We start from the raw sequence: 20,338 nt of genomic DNA, 5'->3' as shown, positions 1-20,338 counted from the left end.
CAGGCGACCTTGCGCGGCGTATTTCGGTCGGTGAGCAGGGCTTCAAGCTGCTCACGCTCAACGGGGCCAAGGTATAGGCAGATTCCATCGCGTCTCATGCCGCGAGAATAGCACACCAGAACGACAACGGGAACCATCCGTCAGGTGGAGAACACTAGAGCATAGCCCGTGGCTGGTGGAGACCCTTCCTCTGCATTGCGTCGCCGTGTTTCGTGCGGACGGAACTCGTCCAGCAGACAGCCGGTTTTGTTTGTGTCAATTGATCGAGCGCCACCGACGTCGAAATGCTAAGCTTCACGCGCAAAAATATGTAGTGACTTCAGCGACTTGCGGACAATTCACCGAAACGGCGCAGTCATCAGGTCCGGAGAATATTGGCCCTCAGAGACCTCTTGCGGGCCACGTGGCCCTGCAGTCAGTGCTCAGCTCCACCTGCATAACCCCCGAAAACAACGGATAAATCCGGCCGAAGCTGAATGGGGAGAACGGTTTCGCTAGGGCAAGTGGCGGAGAGACAGGCAGCCATAGGCACTTCCAGCGACTTCCGATGGCGTCCAGATAAGCCAATGAATCAAGGCACATAGGGGCTTTCATTGTCCCGTGACTTCCGGCATATTCCGGGATAATCCCCGCCAAGGTGGGGGATGGGCAGGGGGAGGCGAGTATGGCAGACAGGGGAATACGAAAACCACTGAAGGCGCTGACCGCGCGGTTTGTCGATACCGTCACGGAACCCGGCAAGCATTTTGACGGGCAGGGCCTTTTCCTTCGGGTGCAGCCGAACGGTGCGAAGCAATGGGTGCAGCGCATCACCATTCGCGGCAAGCGCTGCGAACTCGGGCTGGGCAGCCCCCCGGCGATACCCTTGGCGACCGCACGCAAACTGGCATTGGAAAACCGGGGCAAGGCAATGATGGGCGGTGACCCTTTGCAGGATAAGCGCGAAGCCGCTGGCGCGCTGACCTTCGCACAAGCCATAGAAGCCTATCTGGCCGCCAAGATGGGCGAGTTTCGCAGCGACAAACATCGCAAACAATGGGCTTCTACGCTCGATACTTACGCAAAGCCGATGCTGGGGCCGAAGTTGGTTTCGGAAATCCGTGTGCAGGACGTGCTTCGCGTGTTGGAACCGATCTGGGCCGACAAGACGGAAACCGCGTCCCGGCTTCGCGGGCGCATTGAAAATGTGCTGTCCTGGGCGACCGTGGCGGGGCACCGCAAAGGTGACAATCCGGCGCGCTGGAAGGGCAACCTGTCCGAAATGCTGGCCAAGCCGTCCAAGGTGGCACAAAGCGACAATCAACCGGCGCTGGGCTTGGGCGATGTGCCGCTCTGGTGGCGTGACCTTGCCAAGCGCGACGGTATCGCCGCGAGGGCGCTGCAATTCCTGACCCTTTGTGCTTCACGCTCGGGCGAGGTGCGGGGAATGACGTGGGATGAAGTCACCCTGCCCCCCGCCGACAAAACCGACACAACCGACAAAACCCCCATTGCGACACTTGCGACTTCTGCGACATGGACCATTCCGGCTTCGCGCATGAAGATGGGCAAGGCACACCGCGTGCCGCTGACGGGCGAGGCCGTGGCGCTTTTGCAAAGCCTACCCCGGACCGATAGCCCCTATGTGTTTTTCGCGCCTATGGGCGGGCAGCTTTCCGACATGAGCCTTTCCGCCGTCATGCGGCGAATGCAGGAAGCCGAAGCGAAGGCGGGCCGCGACGGATGGCTGGACCCGCGCAGCAAACGCCCCGCCGTGCCGCACGGGCTGCGCTCGACCTTCCGGCAATGGGCAGCGGAACGAGGCTACGACCGCGACATGGCCGAAATGGCGCTGGCGCATCACGTCGGGGATGAAACCGAACGCGCCTACCAGCGGTCGGACATGCTGGAACGGCGCCGGGCGATGATGGCGGCATGGGCGGGCTTCCTTCGCGGGGATGCTGTCGGGGAAAATGTCGTGACGCTGGGGGCGGCGAGGTAACGCTTTCCGAAGGCTTCCGTGGAAGTCTGGAAAGGTGCTCTTGGAGGTGCTATCTATGGTGCCTCAACCGAAAGGAACCCGACATGGCCGAACTTGTCCTGTCCCGCGTCACCGCCAGCGTGACCGACCTGAAACGGAACCCTATGGGCACGGTGGAAGCCGGGGCCGGGGGCACCGTGGCAATCCTGAATCGAAACAAGCCCGCCTTCTATTGCGTGCCTGCGGCGGAATATGAGGCCATGCTGGAACGGCTGGACGATCTGGAATTGAACGCCATTGCCGACGCGCGGGCGAATAGCCCCGAAGTGGCCGTGTCGATTGATGACCTATAGCCTGACGTTCAAGAAAGAGGCGCTGGCCGAGTGGGAAAAGCTTGGCAGCACCGTTCGGGCGCAATTCAAGAAGAAACTGGCCGAACGGCTGGAAAACCCGCATGTGCCCGCGTCGCGCCTGCACGGCGCGGTAAACCGCTACAAGATCAAGCTGCGCGCCTCGGGCTTTCGGCTGGTCTATGAGGTGCGTGACAGGGAACTTGTGGTGGCGGTAATTGCCGTGGGCAAGCGCGAAGATGGCAAGGTTTATTCCAAGGCTTCGCGCCGATGATTCGGAATGACTTTGTGCGCGGCGACGATTTTCGCCATATGGCGCGTTAGGAATCGCGGAAAACGAACTTTCGGAAAAACGCAAGAGAACCTTCTATTAGCAAGCGCTAAGAATTGTTGTTCCGAGAAAGTCCGACCACTGAATTTGGGGGGGGAGAACTCAGGCGCGGCACTTGACGCCCCCAGCAAAGTCCCGGATCATTGCCAGAGGGTGCCGAAATGTTGTGAGGACGTTTGGTGTGGTCACCCGAGACGATTGGCGTCGCCTCGAGTGACCGAAGCAGGGCTGGGTTTGGTGATTCCGCAGGCCTGCTTCCTTTCTCGCATTATTGACTCGACGCGGCAAGAAAATTTCCGCCGTGTCAAGAAAGGAAAGAGCATGACCGATCGCACCTTGCGACGCCCCGAAGTCGAAAGCCTGACCGGGCTTTCGCGCTCCACGATCTACGCCATGATGGCCGAAGGCGCTTTCCCCAAGCCGGTGCGGCTTGGCAAGCGGGCTGTAGGTTGGCCGGAAGGCGTTGTTGCCGCATGGCTGGAAAGCCGCGAATCGACGGCGGCGTGACCCTATGGGCGAACATGGGAAGGCCCGGACCCCGCTTGCGGGGAAACTGGGCCGGGGCAAACGCAATGCGAAAGCTGCGGGCACCCCGAACTTTCAAGGCGGCAAGGTTGCGCGCCGACTGACGGCGCGCGAACGCATTTCAGGCATCGCCAAGACCGCCTGGCGGGCAGCGCTGGCCATTCTTGCGGGGGTAGCGACATGACCGATCATTCCCCCCTGACCGATCATCGGGAAACCGGCGAAACCTACCGGGGCGAAGTGATGCGCCTCGGGGCCTATCGCATCGCGGTTTGCCGTGACGGGCGCCAGTGGCTGTTTCAGCGCAGGCGGACCGGATATACGGGCGGTGGGGCGGCATGGGATACGCTTGGCTATGCCGTGACCCGCGCGGCGCTCGAACGCCTCCACCGCTCGCATACGGGGGCAGACGCCCCGGAAATCGCCGCGTTGCCGCTGTCCCTCAAACATGAAGGGCCAGCATGACCGACGCACAGGCCCTTATGCAGGCACTGGGCGCGAAAGCGTGGCGGGGCCATTACGCCACCGCCGCGTGCCCGGTGTGCCAGCCCGAGCGGCGGCGCGACCAAGGCGCCCTGACCATCGCGGAAAAGCCGGGCGGCGGCTTGCTGCTGCATTGCAAGAAAAGCGGATGCGGCTTTAGCGACATTCTGAGGGCGGCGGGCATCGTGCCCGGCACCTTCACGCCACCGGACCCCGAAGCCCGGCGCGAAGCCGAACGCCAGCGCAAGGCGGAAGCCGAAAAGCGGGCGGCACAGGCGCGGCACGTCTGGCAAGAGGCCCAGCCGATAGCAGGCACCATCGCGGAAACCTACCTTCGGGGGCGCGGCATAACCTGCAACCTTGCCCAAACCTTGCGGTTCCATCCCGCGTGCTGGCACCAAACCGGGAAGCGGCTTCCGGCGCTTGTGGCGATGGTGGAGGGGGCCGAACGTTTCGCGGTGCACCGCACCTATCTGCGCGCCGATGGCACTGGGAAGGCAGACGTTGACCCCAATAGGGCGATGCTCGGGGCCGTTGCAGGCGGCGCGGTCAGGCTGACCGCGACGCAAGGGCCGCTGGTGGTGGCAGAGGGCATAGAAACCGCCCTGAGCCTAAACTACGGGCTTCTAGGGCTGCCCGCGACGATCTGGGCGGCGCTGTCCGCCAGCGGCATGACGGCGCTACGCCTGCCCGCGCAACCGGGACGGTTGACCATTGCGACCGATGGCGACGCCCCCGGCAAGGCGGCGGGGCACGCGCTGGCGACGCGGGCGGACGCGCTGGGCTGGCAGGTATCGCTGCTGCCCGCCCCCGATGGTTACGACTGGAACGATGTTGTGCGCGGAAAGGCGGTGGCAGCATGAACGCGCATGAAGCAAGCTGGCCGGAACTTCCGCCGATTCACGCCTATGCGGATGAAGCCGATCAACCCGAAGCCCCGCCGATATACGCCAAGGCCGAGCCCTTCACGCCCGAGGGGCCGCAACCGCTTCTACGCGAAATCGCCCCCGGTGCCGCCTATCCGGTGGCCGCACTCGGACCCCTGGCCGATGCGGTGCGGGCCGTGCAGGGCGCGACACAAGCCCCGGTGGAACTTCCGGCCGCATCGGCACTGGCCGTGGCGTCGCTGGCGGTGCAGGGCTTTGCCGATGTGGAAACGCTGGGCGGCAACCGGCCCTTGGCGCTTTACGCGCTGACCATCGCGCGAAGTGGCGAACGAAAATCCGCCTGCGACGCCCCCTTGATGGTCGCGCTTCGCGACTATGAAAAGGATCAGGCCGAGGCCCAGCGCGGCGCAGTCGCAAGTTGGCAGAACGCGCACGCGCTCTGGAAAGGCGAACGCGACCGCATCCTTGCCGAGGCGAAAAGAAACAAAGGTGAAAAGCGCACGGCGGCGCAAGCCGACCTTGCAGCACTCGGAGCGGAACCCGCCGCGCCGCCGTCGCCTGACCGGACTGTGACGGAGCCGACCTTTGAGGGGCTGACCCGGCTATTCGCAACCGGACAGCCCAGCCTCGGGCTATTCAGCGATGAAGGCGGGCAGTTTCTGGGCGGCTTCGCCATGAACTCGGACAACCGGCAAAAGACGCTGGCCGCATTGAACGACCTCTGGCAAGGCAATGCAATCCGACGCACGCGGGCGGGAGAGGGGCATTCGACGCTTTACGGGCGGCGGCTGGCCGTTCATTTGATGGTGCAACCCGGCGTGGCGAGGGCCTTCATGGCCGACCCGATGGCAGCGGATACCGGCTTTCTGCCCCGGTTCCTGATCTGCGAACCGCCCAGCACCATCGGCACACGGCTGCAATCGCGGACCCGGCGCGACGATGCGGCATTGGCCGACTTCGGGGCACGACTGCGCGACACTCTGGAAACGCCAATGCCAATGGACCCGGAAACGCGGGAACTGAAACCGCGCATCCTGCCCCTTTCGGAACCGGCACGGGCGCTTCTGGTGCAATTTTCGGATGTGATCGAACTCGCACAAGCCCCCGGTGGCGACCTTGGACGGGTCACTGGCTACGCTTCGAAGGCGGCAGAACAGGCGTGCCGCATTGCGGGCGTGCTGACCCTCTGGCGCGATCTGATCGCCCCCGAGGTGACGCCCGAAGATATGGCCAGCGCAATCGCATTGGCACAGTTCTACCTGTCCGAGGCCGCGCGGCTGGCCGATGCGGCAACGGTATCGACGGAAATTGACCGCGCCGAAGCCTTGCGGAAATGGCTTCTGACTGGCTGGGGCGAGGCCGATGTGACAACGCGCGACGTGGTGAACCGGGGGCCGAACGCGTTGCGCGAAACACCGAAGGCGCGGGCGGCGCTGGGCGTGCTGGAGAAACACGGCTGGCTTGTCCCGCTCGACCCCGGAACTTTGGTGCGCGGGGTGGCGCGCAAGGAAGCTTGGCGGATCGTGAAAGGGGGCGGTGATGTGGTTTGACGCGCAGGCGGCGCTAGCGGAAATCAAGGGGCACCCCCCAGCGACAACTGCGCGACAAACCCCTCTGGCGCGTCCCGTGTCGCAATCGTCGCAAGAGTCGCAAAGGCTGGAGGCCGAAAATCCCGCCCCGCGTGTCGCAGTTGTCGCAAGAGTCGCAACGCCCCAGCCGCAAAAGCCGGAAATTCCGCCCAGCGCCGAAGCGAATGCCGAACGCTATCCGCACGCCTATTCCGCGCTGGGCAACCCGACAACCTGGACGGGGCGCATCGTGTCTTTGGACGAATGGCGGCGGCTGACCAAGTGGGAGAGGCACGGACAAGATGGGCGCATCTTCAACGCGCTTTCGCAGCAATGGGAACTGCCGGAATGACCGGGGCAGACCTTCGCGCCGCGCGCAGGGCGGCTGGGCTATCGCAAATTGTGCTGGCCCAGCGCGCCGGGATCGGCCGTCACGCGGTGCAGTATCACGAGGCCCGCGACCGGCTCGACCTTCGCGGGTGGGCCATAGGCAGGATGCGCAAGGTGCTGGGGACGGCAGCGTTGCCGGATCAATCGCACCAGTATCGTGCGCACGCGGGGTGGGGTGATAACTTCACAGAGGCGGAACGGGCCGCTCTAGGAGCGAGAATTGCCGCTCTTGCCGAACGCGAGGCCCAGCGCGCCGCCCACCGCAGCGTGCGGTGCGGCGCTAAGACACGCAAGGGAACCGCCTGCCGTCACAAAAGCGAACCGGGCAAGCTGCGCTGCAAGTTTCACGGCGGCATGTCTACCGGCGCGCGAACCCCAGAGGGCCGGGCGCGAATTGCCGAGGCGCAGCGGCGGCGCTGGGCACGGTGGCGGGAAGCTCGACAGGATTGAGGCTGCTTCCCGCTGCGGGCGAAGGGGAAAGATGGGGGACGGTTGCCGGGTATTTCCCGCCTATAAACTCGCGAGGTGGGGTCTTACGCCAACGCTGCCTTAACAGGCCGATACGCGCTCATATTGCGGCTGGCACAGGTCAGCCCGCTCACCGTGGCGGAGATCACTTCTCTGCGCTCTCTTTGAGCCGCTTGACGCGAGCGAGGGTCGCGGCGAACGTCGCGTCTTGCTTTGCTCGGGCTTCTTTCGACATCATGCGGTCATAGCGTTCCGGATCGGGCGCGCCCATATCGTTCTCGAACGCCTCGTCGGGGATCGGGCCGTGCTTTGATCTGTATTCATTCGTCATGGCTTCCTACCTTTATGGGGCCTTCCCCGCTTGTGTTGTTGTTGTAAACGCTCCACTTCTTCAGGAAGGGGATAACGGCATCGAAGTTTTTCTCGTTGTCTGTGTTCGACATAACCACCTCGGGCGGCACGAAACGACCATCCGGGCCGCCGTTTACAATCAGAAGTGCCAGTATGAACCTTTTCTGGCGCCCTGGCGTCCAGTTCGCTAAGCAGGTGAAGGCTGCGTTCTCGACCGCTCGGAACCTGAGGAGTCATGCGATGAAACCCTCGATCCTACTGGCGGCAGTGCTGACCATCTCTGCCCCCGGGGCGGTGAGCGCGGATGTAACGATTGCTCCCTTGGTCTACGGCATGGTGCCGAACGCCGCGCCGGTCTGTGATGGGGTTGTGATCCGCGCTGTCTCGGGAAACTACCCACTCGCCCTTGGGGACATGCTCCATGAGGTGTTCACGCAGTATGTAGATGCGCACGGGGACTCGTGGGCGGACGGCAGCGACGTGATGCCTTACACCCGGGGCGCCACGCTGCGGTATGCCGAGGCAGGCGGAGCCGCAGACATCCCGCCGGATGCAGTCAAACTCACGAATTGCCATCCGGTGACGGTCGAGAACTATGACGGCGGCACGGAATACAAGGAGGTTGTCTTGGTTCTAAACGACACGGTCGACAACCTAACCCGGGCGCGGGAACAGGCGATAGAGGACTTCCTGACCCTCACGGGCCTATCCGAGGCGGCAAAGAGCGACGCTGCTGCCGGCCTGATTCAGGCTCCCCGGTCCCCTTGTGGGATCCTAGTCATCGGCATCCTGACCGGCTCCGTGGGTAAGCATAGCCCGGAGTTTGACTGGTCGATTATCGACGGGCAGGTACAGAACCTTTGCCGGCCGCTGCAGTGAGTGCCGAAATGGGCGCGCCAGCTTAGGCGCAACGGCGGCGCTGGGCGCGGTGGCGGGCCGACCGGGGCGGGGTGCAGGATTGTTGCGCAGTTACACGGGCGCGCGGAGTGAGGTGATAGCTTGCCCGCTTTCCGGGCGGTATCGCGCGCGGGGTGCGGATTTAGGCCGGACCCTAAGTTTGCCCTAAGGTCTGCTAGGCGCGACGCCAAGATTTGTGCAAGACCAGCGCGACCGAGTGGAAACTGGAAACCACTTTTCGGTGTTCACACTTAGCAAGGCATCAGGCTTGCGAAATGCCCGCGCCGGGAATTGTCAGGGGAAGGACCCGCGACCGGGGCGGGGTGCCCTGCTTTCCTGTCCGCTCAACCTCGCCTGTCACAGCCTGCCGCGATCAAGCGCAAACTAGTTGGCGGGTTCTTTGGCGGGTGCATCAAAAAAACTCGCATTTTTTCCAATGATTTCAATGATGATTGGCGGAGAGACAGGGATTCGAACCCTGGGTGGGCGCAAACCCACAACGGTTTTCGAGACCGCCGCATTCGACCACTCTGCCACCTCTCCGCGTCAGGGATCAACGGGCAGCGATGTAGCGGGGTGCGCAACCTCGCGCAAGGGGGATTTCGCGGGCGTTTGCCGGGCGATGTGGGCGTGGCGGTTGGAATTGGCGGGCGGACGCGGTAGCTCTGCCGGGATCGAAGCTGCCGGGGGCGCGCAATGTTCATCCGACTCGCCCTTGCGGCGGCGCTGGCGCTGGCGGTGGTGCTGCCCGCGCGGGCACAGACCGGTGACCCGGTCGCGCATCTGTCCGATGTGCTGCGGCTGCCGGAGGTGATCGAGGTCATGCGCCAGGAGGGACTCGACTACGGCAAGACGCTGGAGGCGAAGCTTTTTCCCGGTCAGGGCGGCGCGGCCTGGGCGCGGGATGTGGCGACGATCTACGACGGTGCCGCGCTGACGACCGCCTTTGACACCCGGTTTCGGGCGGCGCTGCCCGCGGCGCAGGTGCCTGCGATGCTGGCCTTCTTCGACACCGGACGCGGGCGGCGGATCGTCTCGCTGGAGGTTTCGGCGCGGCGCGCGCTGCTCGACCCGGACGTGGAGGCGAGCGCGCATCAGGCCCTGGCCGACATGGCCGAGGCCGGTGACCCGCGGCTCACCGCGCTCAAGGCCTTCGCGGCGGCGAATGATCTGGTCGAATCGAACGTGTCGGGGACGATGAATTCCGACATCGCCTTCTACAAGGGCCTGGTCGAGGGCCACGCCAAGGGGTTCGAGATGACCGAGGCGCAGATCGTCGCGGAGGTCGCGACGCAGGAAGACAGCATCCGCCACGACACCGAGGATTGGCTGTTCCCGTTCCTCGCGCTGGCCTATGCGCCGCTGAGCGACGCCGATCTGGCCGCCTACACAGATTTTGCGCGCACACCGGCCGGAAAGGCGCTGAATCGGGCGCTGTTCACGGCGTTCGACGGGGTGTTCGATGGCGTCGCGCATGATCTCGGGCGGGCGGCGGCAGGGGCCCTGTCGGGCCGGGCGCTCTAGCAGCGACGCGCTTGACTTTCCGGCGCTGATTCCCGATAAGCCCGCATCCCGACGCGCCCGAAAGGTCCGCCGGGTTAATGCAATTACGCCCCGAAGGGGCGCGCTGTCCGAAGGCGCATGGCACCAACGCCCGGTAACGGGGGCCACAGGACGCGGTTAAGGAAAAGGGAAAGACCCATGTTCGCGGTCCTCAAGACGGGCGGCAAGCAATACAAGGTGCAGGCTGGCGATATCCTGCGCGTCGAATTGCTTGATGCTTCGGCTGGCCAAAAGGTCCAGTTCAACGATATCCTGATGCTCGGCGGCGACAGCCTGACCGTTGGCGCGCCGCTCGTGGCCGGTGCCGCAGTGCAGGCCGAAGTGATCGAGCAGATCAAGGCCGACAAGGTCATCCACTACGTCAAGCGCCGCCGCAAGCACTCGTCGCAGCGCACCAAGGGCCACCGCCAGAAGCTGACGCTGCTGCGTGTGACCGACATCCTCGCCGCGGGCGCGGATGCGTCGGGCGTCACCGCCGCCGTCGGCACCGCGATTGCGCGCCGCGCGGCGCACAACGCCGCCCCGGCCCCCGTCGCGCCGGCCCCCGTCGCGGTGGAAGCCCCGGCAGCAAAACCGAAGCGCGCCGCCAAGAAGACGGCCGCGGAAGCTCAGGAGTAACGCGAGATGGCACATAAAAAGGCAGGCGGTTCCTCCCGCAACGGTCGCGATACCGCCGGTCGTCGTCTGGGCATCAAGCTCTATGGCGGCGAGGCCGCGATCCCCGGCAACATCATCGTGCGCCAGCGCGGCACCACCTGGTTTCCGGGCAATGGCGTCGGCATGGGCACCGATCACACGATCTTCGCCGTCGTCGAAGGCCGCGTGACCTACAAGAAGGGCTTCAAGGGCCGTACCTTCGTGTCGGTGCTTCCGGTGCCGGAGGCAGCCGAGTAAGCCGACCCTTTACAGGTCTGATGTAAACGGGGGATCGGCTGCAAAGCCGGTCCCCCGCGCCCTTTTGCGGGATCGGGCACAAACTGTTGCAGGCCGGGGGATTGCTTCGGCAGGGGCGGTTTCCCAGATCGACGGATGGGGACGTGTGACGGCGGTGTGCCTGATGCCGGCGCGACGCACCTGCGGGGCTCGATCCGGGCCCATCGTGCCAGAGGAGGAAGGCATGAGACTCGATTCCATTCCGGTGCAACCGGTGATCGCGGCAGAGCGGTTTCTGCTGCGCCCGGTGCGCAAGTCGGATGCCGGGCTGATCGCGCTTTACACCGCCGACCGGCGGGTGGCCGAGGCGACGCGCTCGATCCCGCATCCGCTGCCACCGGGGTCGACCGAGGCGTTCATCACCCGTTCGACGGCCGAGGGGCGGGCCAGGGATGTCTGGGTGCTCGACGGCGCGGCGCAGGGGCTGGCCGAGGTGCTCGGCACCATCGGGCTGACGCGGATGGACCGCGGCCAATCCGAGATCGGCTTCTGGGTGGCGCCCGCGTTCTGGAATACCGGGTTCGCCAGCGAGGCGGTGCGCACGCTGGTGGAGGCCAATCCGCAGGGCGCGCGCACGATCTTTGCCGAGGTGTTTCAGGACAATCCGGTGTCGGCGCGGGTGCTGACCAACTGCGGGTTCGAGTATCTGGGCGACGCCGAGACCTTTTCGGTGGCGCGCGGGGCGCAGGTGCCGACCTGGACCTATGTGAAGAAGATCGGCTGAGGTCGGGACCGTGGGGGCTGTCGGCCCCCCACACCCCCCGAGGATATTTTCCCCAAGATGAAAGGGCGGCAGGGCTGCGGCTTGAGCGCCACCCGGAATGCGACTATCGCCTGCGGGCGGCAAGACCAGAGGCGACGCGATGAAATTCCTCGACCTGACCAAAGTCTACATCCGCTCGGGCGGCGGCGGCAGCGGCTGCGTCAGCTTCCGGCGCGACAAGTATGTCGAGTTCGGCGGCCCCGATGGCGGTGACGGTGGCAACGGCGGATCGGTCTGGGCCGAGGCGGTCGAGGGGCTGAACACGCTGATCGACTTTCGCTATCAGCAGCATTTCTTTGCGCGGTCGGGCCAGCACGGCATGGGCAGCCAGCGCACCGGCAAGACCGGCGAGGACATCGTGCTGAAGGTGCCGGTGGGCACCGAGATCCTCGACGAGGACGAAGAGACGCTCATCGCCGACCTGACCACGCCGGGCCAGCGTGTGCTGCTGGCGCGCGGCGGCAATGGCGGCTGGGGCAACCTGCAGTTCAAGAGCGCCACCAACCAGGCGCCGCGCCGCGCCAACCCCGGCCAGGAGGGGGTGGAGCGCACCTTGTGGCTGCGGCTGAAGCTGATCGCCGATGCGGGATTGCTGGGGCTGCCGAATGCGGGCAAGTCGACCTTCCTTGCCGCCACCTCGAACGCGCGGCCGAAGATCGCGGATTACCCCTTCACCACGCTGGTGCCGAACCTTGGCGTCGTCGGGATCGACGGCAAGGAATTCGTGATGGCCGACATTCCCGGCCTGATCGAAGGCGCGAGCGAGGGGCGCGGGCTGGGCGACCAGTTCCTGGCCCATGTCGAACGCTGCTCGGTGCTGCTGCATCTGGTGGATGGCACGTCCTCGACCATCACCAGGGACTATCGCACCATCATCGGCGAGCTGGAGGCTTATGGCTACGGCCTGGCCGACAAGCCGCGCCTGACCGCGATGACCAAGATCGACGCGCTGGACCGTGAAACGCTGGGGCGGCGGCGACGCGCGCTGGAAAAGGCGACCGGGGGGCCGGTGCATCTGATCTCGGCGGTCGCCGGAATGGGGATGCCGGAGGTGCTGCGCGCGCTGTTCGCGGTGATCCGTCCCGGTGCCCTGGCCGAGTCGGAACCGGAGCCGGGGTCGTGGCAGCCGTGACGGCCCGCCCCGACATTGCCGCCGCGCGGCGGCTGGTGGTGAAGATCGGCTCGACGCTGCTGGTCGAGGGCAAGCCGGGCGAGCGCGAGGCCGGGCGGCTGCGCGAGGGCTGGCTGCGGGCGCTGGCGCTGGACGTCGCGGCGGCGAAGGCGCGCGGCGCGGATGTGGTGCTGGTCTCCTCCGGCTCGATCGCACTGGGGCGCGGCGTGCTGGGGCTGCCTGCCGGGCCGTTGCCGCTGGAACAGAGTCAGGCGGCGGCGGCGGTCGGGCAGATTCGCCTCGCGCGCGCCTATGAGGAGGTGCTGGCGCCGCATGGCATCGTGACGGCGCAGGTGCTGGTGACGCTGGAGGATACCGAGGACCGGCGACGCTATCTGAACAGCCGCGCGACGCTGGAGACGCTGCTGGCCCTTGGCGTGGTGCCGATCGTGAACGAGAACGACACCGTGGCGACCGACGAGATCCGGTTTGGCGACAACGACCGGCTGGCGGCGCAGATCGCGGTGACGGTGGGGGCGGATCAACTGGTGCTGCTGTCGGACGTGGACGGGTTCTACTCGGCCAACCCGAAGGAAGACCCCACGGCGATCCGTTTCGATCTGGTGGAACAGATCACGCCCGAGATCGAGGCGATGGCGGGCGATCCGATTTCGGGGATGTCGAAGGGCGGCATGAAGACCAAGATCATGGCCGCCAAGACCGCCGTGGCGGGCGGCTGCGCAATGGCGATCATGGAAGGCTCGGTGGAGCGGCCGCTGGCGGCGCTGGCGGCGGGGGCGAATTGCACCTGGTTCCTGGGGCAGGGCGACCCGCAGGCGGCGCGCAAACGCTGGATCGGGGCGATGAAGCCGCGCGGCGAGCTGACGCTGGACGCGGGCGCGGTACGCGCGCTTGGCGAGGGCAAGTCGCTGCTGCCGGCCGGGGTGACCGGCGTGTCGGGCAGCTTCGGGCGCGGCGATCCGGTGGCAATCCTCGGGCCCGCAGGCGAGGCGCTTGGCAAGGGCCTGACGCGCTACACGGCGGCCGAGGCGCGGGCGATCAAGGGGCACCGGTCGAGCGAGATCGCGGCGATTCTGGGTGCGCCGGGGCGATCCGTGCTGGTGCACCGGGATGACATGGTGGTGTGAGGGGCGGGGTCGGAGCGGGGGTTTCACACCCCCGCGCCCCCGTGGGATATTTCAGGACCGAAAGTGAGGCGGGCGATGCGCGACGGCGAGGACATTGCGGGCGTGATGGCCGACATCGGTCGCGCGGCGCGGGCGGCCGCGACGGAACTGGCCTGTGCCGCGCCGGAGGCCAAGGCGCGGGCGCTCTCGGTGGCGGCGGAGGCCGTCTGGGCGCGGCGCGCGGAGATCCTCGCGGCGAACGCGCTCGATCTGGACTATGGCCGCGCGAAGGGTCTGAGTGGCGCGATGATGGACCGGCTGCTGCTGGACGAGGCGCGGATCGGCGGCATCGTCGCGGGATTGCGCGCGGTCGCGGCGCAGGCGGACCCGGTGGGCACGGTGCTGGCGGAATGGGACATGCCCTCGGGGCTGCACATCCGGCGGGTGCGCACGCCGATCGGCGTGATCGGCGTGATCTACGAGAGCAGGCCCAACGTGACGGCGGATGCCGGTGCGCTGTGCCTGAAGGCGGGCAATGCGGTCATCCTGCGCGGCGGCTCGGAAGGGTTCAACTCGTCCCGCGAAATCCATGCCTGTCTGGTCGAAGGGCTGACGGCGGCGGGCCTGCCGGAGACGGCAATTCAGCTAGTGCCGACGCGCGACCGGGCGGCCGTCAGCGCGATTCTGGGGATGGTCGAATTCATCGACGTGATCGTGCCGCGCGGCGGCAAGGGGCTGGTGGGCCTGGTGCAACGCGAGGCGCGGGTGCCGGTGTTCGCGCATCTGGAGGGCATCGTGCATGTCTATGTCGACAAGGCCGCCGATCCCGTGAAGGCGCTAGCGGTGGTGCTGAACGCCAAGACCCGGCGCACCGGCATCTGCGGCGCGGCGGAATGTCTGCTGGTCGACCGGCCGGTGGCGGCGACGCTGGGGGCCGACCTGATCGCGGCGCTGGTGGCGGCCGGGGTGCGGGTGCATGCCGATGAAACGCTGGCCCGGCTGCCCGGCACGCTGCCCGCCACCGCCGAGGATTGGGGGCGCGAGTATCTCGACATGGATATCGCCGCGAAAGTGGTGGACGGGGTGGACGGCGCGATCGCGCATATCCGCCGCTATGGCTCGAACCATACCGACGCGGTGATCACCGAGGATGACGCGGTGGCCGAGCGGTTCTTCACCCGGCTCGACAGCGCGATCCTGCTGCGCAACGCCTCGACCCAGTTCGCCGATGGCGGCGAATTCGGCATGGGCGCCGAGATCGGCATCGCCACCGGCAAGCTGCACGCGCGCGGGCCGGTCGGCGCCGAGCAACTGACCAGCTTCAAGTACCTGGTGACCGGGGATGGCACCATCCGGCGCTAGGCGCTTGATCCCGGCGCGGTCGATCAGCAAAGGTCGGGCTGCCGGCCCTTGCCGCCCTTTCATCTGGATCGCCGCCATGGTTCCTTCTGCCCTCACCCGTCGCCAGGCCATCGCCAGATGGCGCAAGCCCGCGAAATTCGACCGCAACCTGATCGTCATCGGGGCGGGCGCCGCCGGTCTGGTCAGCGCCTATATCGGGGCGGCGGTCAGGGCCAAGGTCACCCTGATCGAGGGCCACAGGATGGGGGGGGACTGCCTGAACACGGGTTGCGTCCCCTCGAAAGCCCTGATCCGAAGCGCGACGCTCGCCCACCAGATGCGTCACGCCGAGGCCTGGGGGCTGACGCCCGTGGCGCCCGCCGTCTCGTTCCGCCGGGTGATGGCGCGGGTCCGGCAGGTGATTGCCGAGATCGCCCCGCATGACAGCGTCGAGCGCTACGAGGGGCTGGGGGTCGAGGTGCTGGCGGGGCATGCAACGCTGATCGACCCCTGGACAGTCGAGATCATTGCGGACGACGGCGGCACCCGACGCTTGACGACGCGCGCGATCATCCTGGCCACGGGGGCGGCCCCGACCGTGCCGGATGTGCCGGGCATCGGGGCGGTCGGTTATCTGACCTCCGACACGCTGTGGGAGGCGCTCAAGGACCGCGATCAGGTGCCGCGCCGGATCGTGGTGCTGGGCGGCGGCCCGGTCGGGTCGGAACTGTCGCAGGCCTTCGCCCGGCTGGGCGCCGAGGTGACGCAGATCGAACGCGGCCTGCGCATCCTGGCGCGCGATGATGCCGAGGTATCGGCCCTGGCCCAGGCCGCGCTGGCGGCGGACGGGGTGCGGGTGCTGACCGGGCATACCGCCGTGGCCTGCGGCGTGACCGCGGGCGAAAAGTGGATCGAGGTCGAGGCGGGCGGCACCCGGCGCCTGATCGCCTTTGACGAGATCATCGCCGCCGTCGGTCGCACCCCGCGCCTTGCGGGCTATGGGCTGGAGGCCTTGGGGATTCCGGTGGGCGGGGTCATCGAGACCAACGCCTGGCTCGAAACGCTTTACCCCAACATCCTCGCGGCCGGCGATGTGGCCGGGCCCTATCAGTTCACCCATGTCGCCGCGCATCAGGCCTGGTTCGCGGCGGTCAACGCGCTGTTCGGCATCGTCTGGCGCGTCAAGGCGGATTATCGCGTGATCCCCCGGGCCACCTTCATCAGCCCCGAGGTCGCCCGCGTCGGCCTGAACGAACAGGAGGCGCGCGCGCAGGGCATCGCCTTTGAGGTCACGCGCTACGACACGAACGATCTGGACCGCGCCATCACCGACAGTGCAACGGCGGGCTTCGTCAAGGTGCTGACAGTGCCGGGCAAGGACCGTATCCTTGGCGTGACGATCGTGGGCGACCATGCGGGCGATCTGCTGGCCGAATTCGTGCTGGCGATGACGCACGGGCTGGGGCTGAACAAGATCCTCGGCACGATCCACATCTATCCGACGCTGGCCGAGGCGAACAAATACGCCGCCGGAGCGTGGCGGAAGGCGCACGTCAGCCCCCGCGTGTTGCGCATGCTGGAACGGTTCCACCGCTGGCGGCGCGGCTGATCGCGCATCAGGTGCCGGTTGGTGCGCGGTCACCCGATCTGGATGATCGCCTTGATCAGCCCCGATTTTTGCTGCGCCCAGAGCGGCAGATCGGTCACAGCGCCCTCCAGCGTGGTGCGATGCGTCACCAGAGCCGCAACCGGAACATGCCCGGCAAGTATGCTGGCCGTCACATGGTCGAAGTCGGCCTTCACGGCGTTGCGTGACCCGATCAGCATCATCTCGCGCCGGTGGAATTCGGGGTGACTGATGGCGATCTCGTCGCGGACCACGCCGATGAAGACCAGCACCCCCCCTTGCGCGACGTGCGACAGCGCCCCCTGCATCGAGGCGGCGTTGCCCGTCGCGTCGAACACCGCGTCGAAGCGTTCGCCCGCAGTCAGGGCGTCGATCCGCGCCGCAAGGTCCGGCCCGGCGGTCAGCGCCGAGGCAAAGCCCAGCCGGTCGCGCGCCACCGCTAGCCGTTCGGCGCTGGTGTCGAGCAGGGTGACCTCCAGCCCGGCGATGCGCGCGAACAGGGCGGTGCCAAGCCCGATCGGCCCGGCGCCGATGACCAGCGCTCGGCTGCCGGGCGCGGCCATCGACCGCCGCACGGCATGGGCCCCGATGGCAAGGAATTCAACCGTGGCCCCGTCGCGCAGGCTGAGCGCGCCCGCCGGGTAGAGGTTGCGCGCAGGCACCAGAATCCGCTCGCACATCGCGCCGTCGCAGTGCACGCCCAGCACCTGGATGTTGGCGCAGCAGTTCGGCTTGCCTTTGCGGCAGGCGATGCAATGGCCGCAACTGAGGTAGGGGTTGACGACCACCGCCGTTCCCGGCACCAGATCGACGCCCGCCCCGGCCACGCTCACCACACCCGAAACCTCGTGCCCCATCACGCGCGGATAGCTCAGGTAGGGGTGCCTGCCCTCGTAGATGTGAAAGTCGGTGCCGCAGATGCCGACCTCGGCCACGTCAAGCAGCGCCCAGCCGGGCGGCGGCGCCCCCGGCTCTGGCAGGTCATCGACGAATTCAAGCTGGCCCGGTGCCGGGCAGATCAGTCCACGCATGCCTCATGCCCCTTTTTTGTGCGGGTGGTGGGGTCTCACCCCTAGCCGCTGCGCCGACGAAGCTGGTCGAAGAACACGATGATGATGATCAGCACACCGGTGATGATGCGCTGCCAGAACGAGTTCACGTTCAGCAGGTTCGCCCCGTTGTTGATCACCGCCAGGATGAAGGCGCCGATCAGTGGCCCGTGCACCGATCCGATGGCGCCGAACAGGCTGGTGCCGCCGATCACGGTGGAGGCGATTGCCAGCAGTTCCCAGCCGTCGGCCTGGGTCGCGTTGCCGATGCCGATGCGCATCGCCAGCAGAACGCCGACGAAGGCCGCGAAGAACCCCGACAGGCTGTAGGCCAGGTAGATCGTGCGCGGCACGCTGACGCCCGACAACCGCGCCGATTCCCGGTTCGAGCCGACCGCGAACAGGTAGCGGCCCCAGCGGCTGTGATCGAGAAAGACATAGGCCGGGATCGAGACCAGAATGACCATCCAGAACAGGCTGGGAATGCCAAGCAAGCTTTGCGTGGCGAACCCGGTGAAGACGGTGTCGTTGATCGAGATGGTCGAGCCGTTCGTCATCACCAGCCCGATGCCGCGCAGCGAGGTCAGCGTGGCCAGCGTGATGATGAACGGCGGCAGCCCCATCCGGGTGATGCCGAAGCCGTGGAACATGCCGATGCCCATGCCGACCAGCAGCGTGATCAGGATCGCCACCGGCGTTGGCACCCCGGCCTGGATCAAGAGCGCGATCACCACGGTCGAGAAGCCGACGATGGCCCCCACGCTGAGGTCGATCCCGGCGGTGATGATGACGAAGGTCTGCCCGACCGCGAGGATGGCGATCATCGAGCCCTGCCGCAGCAGGTTCGAGATGTTGCGGTCGGTCATGAAGATCGGGTTGGCGATCGTCAGCACGATGCACAGCGCGGCCAGCAGGCCGATCAGCGTCAGCGCGAACAGGAAACTGTAATTGCGCTTCGGGGCTTGGGCGCGGGGCGGGGCGAGCTCGGTGGTCGACATGCTTTTTCCTTCCAGGTCTCGTCTCAGACGCCGATCGCCTCGGCCAGAACGCTTTCGTCGGGGGCATCGCGGAAGCCGTGGCTGCCCGCCAGTCTGCCGCTGCGGAACACATGCAGCGTATCGGCCAGTTCATAGACTTCCGGCAGGTAGGACGAGATCAGGATGATCCCGGCGCCGCGCTTCAGCAGGGCGGCGAACAGGCGGTAAATCTCGGCCTTGGTGCCGACATCGACGCCCACCGTCGGTTCATCGAAGATGAAGAGGTCGGCGCCGTGGTTCAGCCATTTGCCGATCACCACCTTCTGCTGGTTGCCGCCCGACAGCGACGAGACCAGCGCGCGGCGGGTCGGCGTCTTGATGCTCAGATCGGCGATCTGGCGGTCGGCGCGGCGGGCCTCCTCGCGCTCGTTCACCAGCGGGCCCCAGGTGATGCGGTCGTAGACCGGCAGGTTGATGTTCAGCCCGATCGGCAGGTTCACGTTCAGCCCCTGATCGCGTCGGCTTTCCGGCGACAGCGCAATCCCGAGGTCGATCGCGCGCCGCTCGGTGGTGATGGCGACCGGCTTGCCCTTCCACAGGATCTCGCCCGAGGTGCGCGGATTGCGGCCAAAGAGGCTGAGCGCGAATTCCGACCGTCCGGCACCGATCAGACCGTAAAGGCCGACGATCTCGCCGGTATGAACGGTGATCGAGATGTCCTCGAACCCCTTGCCGCTGAGGGCGCGGGTTTCCAGCAACACCTTGCCGCGCGGGATCATTTCCTTGTGGTAGATCTGGTCCAGCGTGCGGTTGATCATCAATGAGACCAGTTCGGCGTCGTTGGTGTCGGCGATCTCGCGGGTGCCCACGAGGTTGCCATCGCGCAGCACGGAAACGCGGTCGGCCAGTTCGAACACCTCCTCCATCCGGTGGCTGATATAGACGATGGTGACGCCCTCGGCCTTGAAACGGCGGATCAGCGTGAAAAGCTGTGCCGCCTCTTGTCGGGTCAGGTAGGCGGTCGGCTCGTCGAAGATCAGGAACTTGATGCCGCGCTCGGAGGCGCGGGCGGTCGCCACAAGCTGCTGCTGCCCGATGGTCAGGCTGCCCAGCGTCGCGCCGGCCGAGATGGTGAAGCCCAGATCGTCCAGGATGGCCTGCGCCAGCGCCTTCATCCGGCGCTTCTGCAACAATCCGAGGCGGACCTTCTCATCGCCCAGAAAGATGTTCTCGGCCACCGACAGATGCTTGCACAGCACCACTTCCTGGTGAACCGCGTTGATGCCCAGCGCGATTGCCTGCAACGGGTTTTCAAGGTGCACGACCTTGCCGTTCCACTTGATATCGCCGCCGCTGCGCCGCACCACGCCCGTCAGAAGCTTGATGAGGGTGGATTTTCCCGCGCCGTTCTCGCCCACGATGGCGTGAATCTCGCCGCGCCGGAATTTCAGGTCCGTTGGCTTCAGCGCCTCCACCGGCCCGTAACTCTTGTGCAGAGCGTGCAGTTCGAGGATGTAGTCCTCGGCCACCCGCGGCGCTGCTCCGCCGTTCGTCGCTGTCGCCATGTTGCCGTCCCGCCCTCGTCGATGTCAGGCAAGCCGGGGCGCCGCGCGGGCCAAAGCCCCGCGGCGCCCCGC

21 protein-coding genes, 1 tRNA gene and 1 pseudogene are annotated in these 20,338 nt (G+C 66.4%); 18 read left to right on the top strand and 5 right to left on the bottom strand.

Annotated elements, in window-relative coordinates; translation table 11 throughout:
* The first annotated feature begins 664 nt into the window (after positions 1–664).
* The 9 genes from AC11WY_RS17690 (at position 665) to AC11WY_RS17650 (ending at position 6,944) form a co-directional block, all read left to right on the top strand.
* Positions 665–1,981 (top strand): tyrosine-type recombinase/integrase, encoded by a 1,317-nt coding sequence (locus tag AC11WY_RS17690; protein WP_482927933.1) that lies wholly within the window; start codon positions 665–667, stop codon positions 1,979–1,981.
* An 83-nt stretch (positions 1,982–2,064) separates the two neighbouring features.
* Positions 2,065–2,313, top strand: coding sequence for a type II toxin-antitoxin system Phd/YefM family antitoxin (locus AC11WY_RS17685; protein WP_482927931.1), 249 nt, complete (start codon positions 2,065–2,067; stop codon positions 2,311–2,313).
* On the top strand, positions 2,303–2,584 hold the full coding sequence (locus AC11WY_RS17680) for a type II toxin-antitoxin system RelE family toxin (RefSeq protein ID WP_482927929.1): 282 nt from the start codon (positions 2,303–2,305) through the stop codon (positions 2,582–2,584). The genes AC11WY_RS17685 and AC11WY_RS17680 overlap by 11 nt, the downstream gene beginning before the upstream one ends.
* Positions 2,585–2,962: 378 nt before the next feature.
* Positions 2,963–3,148, top strand: coding sequence for a helix-turn-helix transcriptional regulator (locus tag AC11WY_RS17675; RefSeq protein ID WP_482927927.1), 186 nt, complete (start codon positions 2,963–2,965; stop codon positions 3,146–3,148).
* Positions 3,149–3,346: 198 nt separating this feature from the next.
* Positions 3,347–3,631: a hypothetical protein gene (locus AC11WY_RS17670; protein ID WP_482927925.1), complete on the top strand. Its 285-nt coding sequence runs from the start codon at positions 3,347–3,349 to the stop codon at positions 3,629–3,631.
* Entirely contained in the window at positions 3,628–4,512 is an 885-nt protein-coding gene (locus AC11WY_RS17665) for a DUF7146 domain-containing protein (protein ID WP_482927923.1), read from the top strand. Before AC11WY_RS17670 ends, AC11WY_RS17665 begins: the two co-directional genes overlap by 4 nt.
* Positions 4,509–6,086, top strand: a complete 1,578-nt coding sequence (locus AC11WY_RS17660) for a YfjI family protein (protein ID WP_482927921.1) — start codon at positions 4,509–4,511, stop codon at positions 6,084–6,086. Before AC11WY_RS17665 ends, AC11WY_RS17660 begins: the two co-directional genes overlap by 4 nt.
* Positions 6,076–6,456, top strand: coding sequence for a hypothetical protein (locus AC11WY_RS17655; protein ID WP_482927919.1), 381 nt, complete (start codon positions 6,076–6,078; stop codon positions 6,454–6,456). The genes AC11WY_RS17660 and AC11WY_RS17655 overlap by 11 nt, the downstream gene beginning before the upstream one ends.
* Positions 6,369–6,944, top strand: coding sequence for an HGGxSTG domain-containing protein (locus tag AC11WY_RS17650; protein ID WP_482927917.1), 576 nt, complete (start codon positions 6,369–6,371; stop codon positions 6,942–6,944). Before AC11WY_RS17655 ends, AC11WY_RS17650 begins: the two co-directional genes overlap by 88 nt.
* Before the next feature lie 163 nt (positions 6,945–7,107).
* Here AC11WY_RS17650 and AC11WY_RS17645 read toward each other — a convergent pair whose 3' ends face one another.
* A complete protein-coding gene (locus AC11WY_RS17645) occupies positions 7,108–7,293 on the bottom strand; it encodes a hypothetical protein (protein ID WP_482927915.1) in 186 nt (61 codons plus the stop codon).
* A gap of 260 nt (positions 7,294–7,553) precedes the next feature.
* On the opposite strand from AC11WY_RS17645, the gene AC11WY_RS17640 reads away from it, so the two are divergent.
* The gene (locus AC11WY_RS17640; protein ID WP_482927913.1) at positions 7,554–8,192 is read left to right on the top strand and encodes a hypothetical protein; all 639 of its coding nucleotides are present in this window, start codon (positions 7,554–7,556) and stop codon (positions 8,190–8,192) included.
* Between the two features lie 471 nt (positions 8,193–8,663).
* Here the strand turns inward: AC11WY_RS17640 and AC11WY_RS17635 are convergent.
* Positions 8,664–8,753 (bottom strand) — tRNA-Ser (locus AC11WY_RS17635).
* Positions 8,754–8,906: 153 nt separating this feature from the next.
* Between AC11WY_RS17635 and AC11WY_RS17630 the strand changes: the two genes are divergently transcribed.
* The 8 genes and pseudogenes from AC11WY_RS17630 (at position 8,907) to AC11WY_RS17595 (ending at position 16,657) form a co-directional block, all read left to right on the top strand.
* On the top strand, positions 8,907–9,734 hold the full coding sequence (locus tag AC11WY_RS17630; RefSeq protein ID WP_482927911.1) for a hypothetical protein: 828 nt from the start codon (positions 8,907–8,909) through the stop codon (positions 9,732–9,734).
* A 177-nt stretch (positions 9,735–9,911) separates the two neighbouring features.
* Positions 9,912–10,295, top strand: a pseudogene (rplU, locus tag AC11WY_RS17625) (50S ribosomal protein L21); the annotation flags it as partial.
* A gap of 102 nt (positions 10,296–10,397) precedes the next feature.
* Entirely contained in the window at positions 10,398–10,667 is a 270-nt protein-coding gene (gene rpmA, locus AC11WY_RS17620) for a 50S ribosomal protein L27 (protein WP_482927909.1), read from the top strand.
* 223 nt (positions 10,668–10,890) lie between these two features.
* Positions 10,891–11,430: a GNAT family N-acetyltransferase gene (locus AC11WY_RS17615; RefSeq protein WP_482927907.1), complete on the top strand. Its 540-nt coding sequence runs from the start codon at positions 10,891–10,893 to the stop codon at positions 11,428–11,430.
* A 139-nt stretch (positions 11,431–11,569) separates the two neighbouring features.
* A complete protein-coding gene (obgE, locus tag AC11WY_RS17610) occupies positions 11,570–12,601 on the top strand; it encodes a GTPase ObgE (protein WP_482927905.1) in 1,032 nt (343 codons plus the stop codon).
* Positions 12,598–13,728, top strand: a complete 1,131-nt coding sequence (gene proB, locus AC11WY_RS17605; protein WP_482927935.1) for a glutamate 5-kinase — start codon at positions 12,598–12,600, stop codon at positions 13,726–13,728. The genes obgE and proB overlap by 4 nt, the downstream gene beginning before the upstream one ends.
* Before the next feature lie 75 nt (positions 13,729–13,803).
* Positions 13,804–15,069: a glutamate-5-semialdehyde dehydrogenase gene (locus tag AC11WY_RS17600; protein ID WP_482927903.1), complete on the top strand. Its 1,266-nt coding sequence runs from the start codon at positions 13,804–13,806 to the stop codon at positions 15,067–15,069.
* Between the two features lie 76 nt (positions 15,070–15,145).
* Positions 15,146–16,657: a dihydrolipoyl dehydrogenase family protein gene (locus AC11WY_RS17595; RefSeq protein WP_482927901.1), complete on the top strand. Its 1,512-nt coding sequence runs from the start codon at positions 15,146–15,148 to the stop codon at positions 16,655–16,657.
* Positions 16,658–16,686: 29 nt separating this feature from the next.
* Here the strand turns inward: AC11WY_RS17595 and AC11WY_RS17590 are convergent, their stop codons facing one another.
* From AC11WY_RS17590 to AC11WY_RS17580, 3 genes are read right to left on the bottom strand one after another with little or no spacing between them, the layout of a single operon-like run.
* Positions 16,687–17,706 (bottom strand): zinc-binding alcohol dehydrogenase family protein, encoded by a 1,020-nt coding sequence (locus AC11WY_RS17590; protein ID WP_482927899.1) that lies wholly within the window; start codon positions 17,704–17,706, stop codon positions 16,687–16,689.
* A 41-nt stretch (positions 17,707–17,747) separates the two neighbouring features.
* Complete coding sequence (locus AC11WY_RS17585) at positions 17,748–18,722, bottom strand: ABC transporter permease (protein ID WP_482927897.1); 975 nt, start codon at positions 18,720–18,722, stop codon at positions 17,748–17,750.
* A 23-nt stretch (positions 18,723–18,745) separates the two neighbouring features.
* Positions 18,746–20,266: a sugar ABC transporter ATP-binding protein gene (locus AC11WY_RS17580; RefSeq protein WP_482927895.1), complete on the bottom strand. Its 1,521-nt coding sequence runs from the start codon at positions 20,264–20,266 to the stop codon at positions 18,746–18,748.
* Positions 20,267–20,338: the final 72 nt, after the last annotated feature.

The sequence above is a fragment of the Solirhodobacter sp. genome (genome assembly GCF_964715405.1).
The sequence above is the reverse complement of the archived record's forward strand: the minus strand, read 5'-3'. Positions and strand labels throughout refer to the sequence as shown.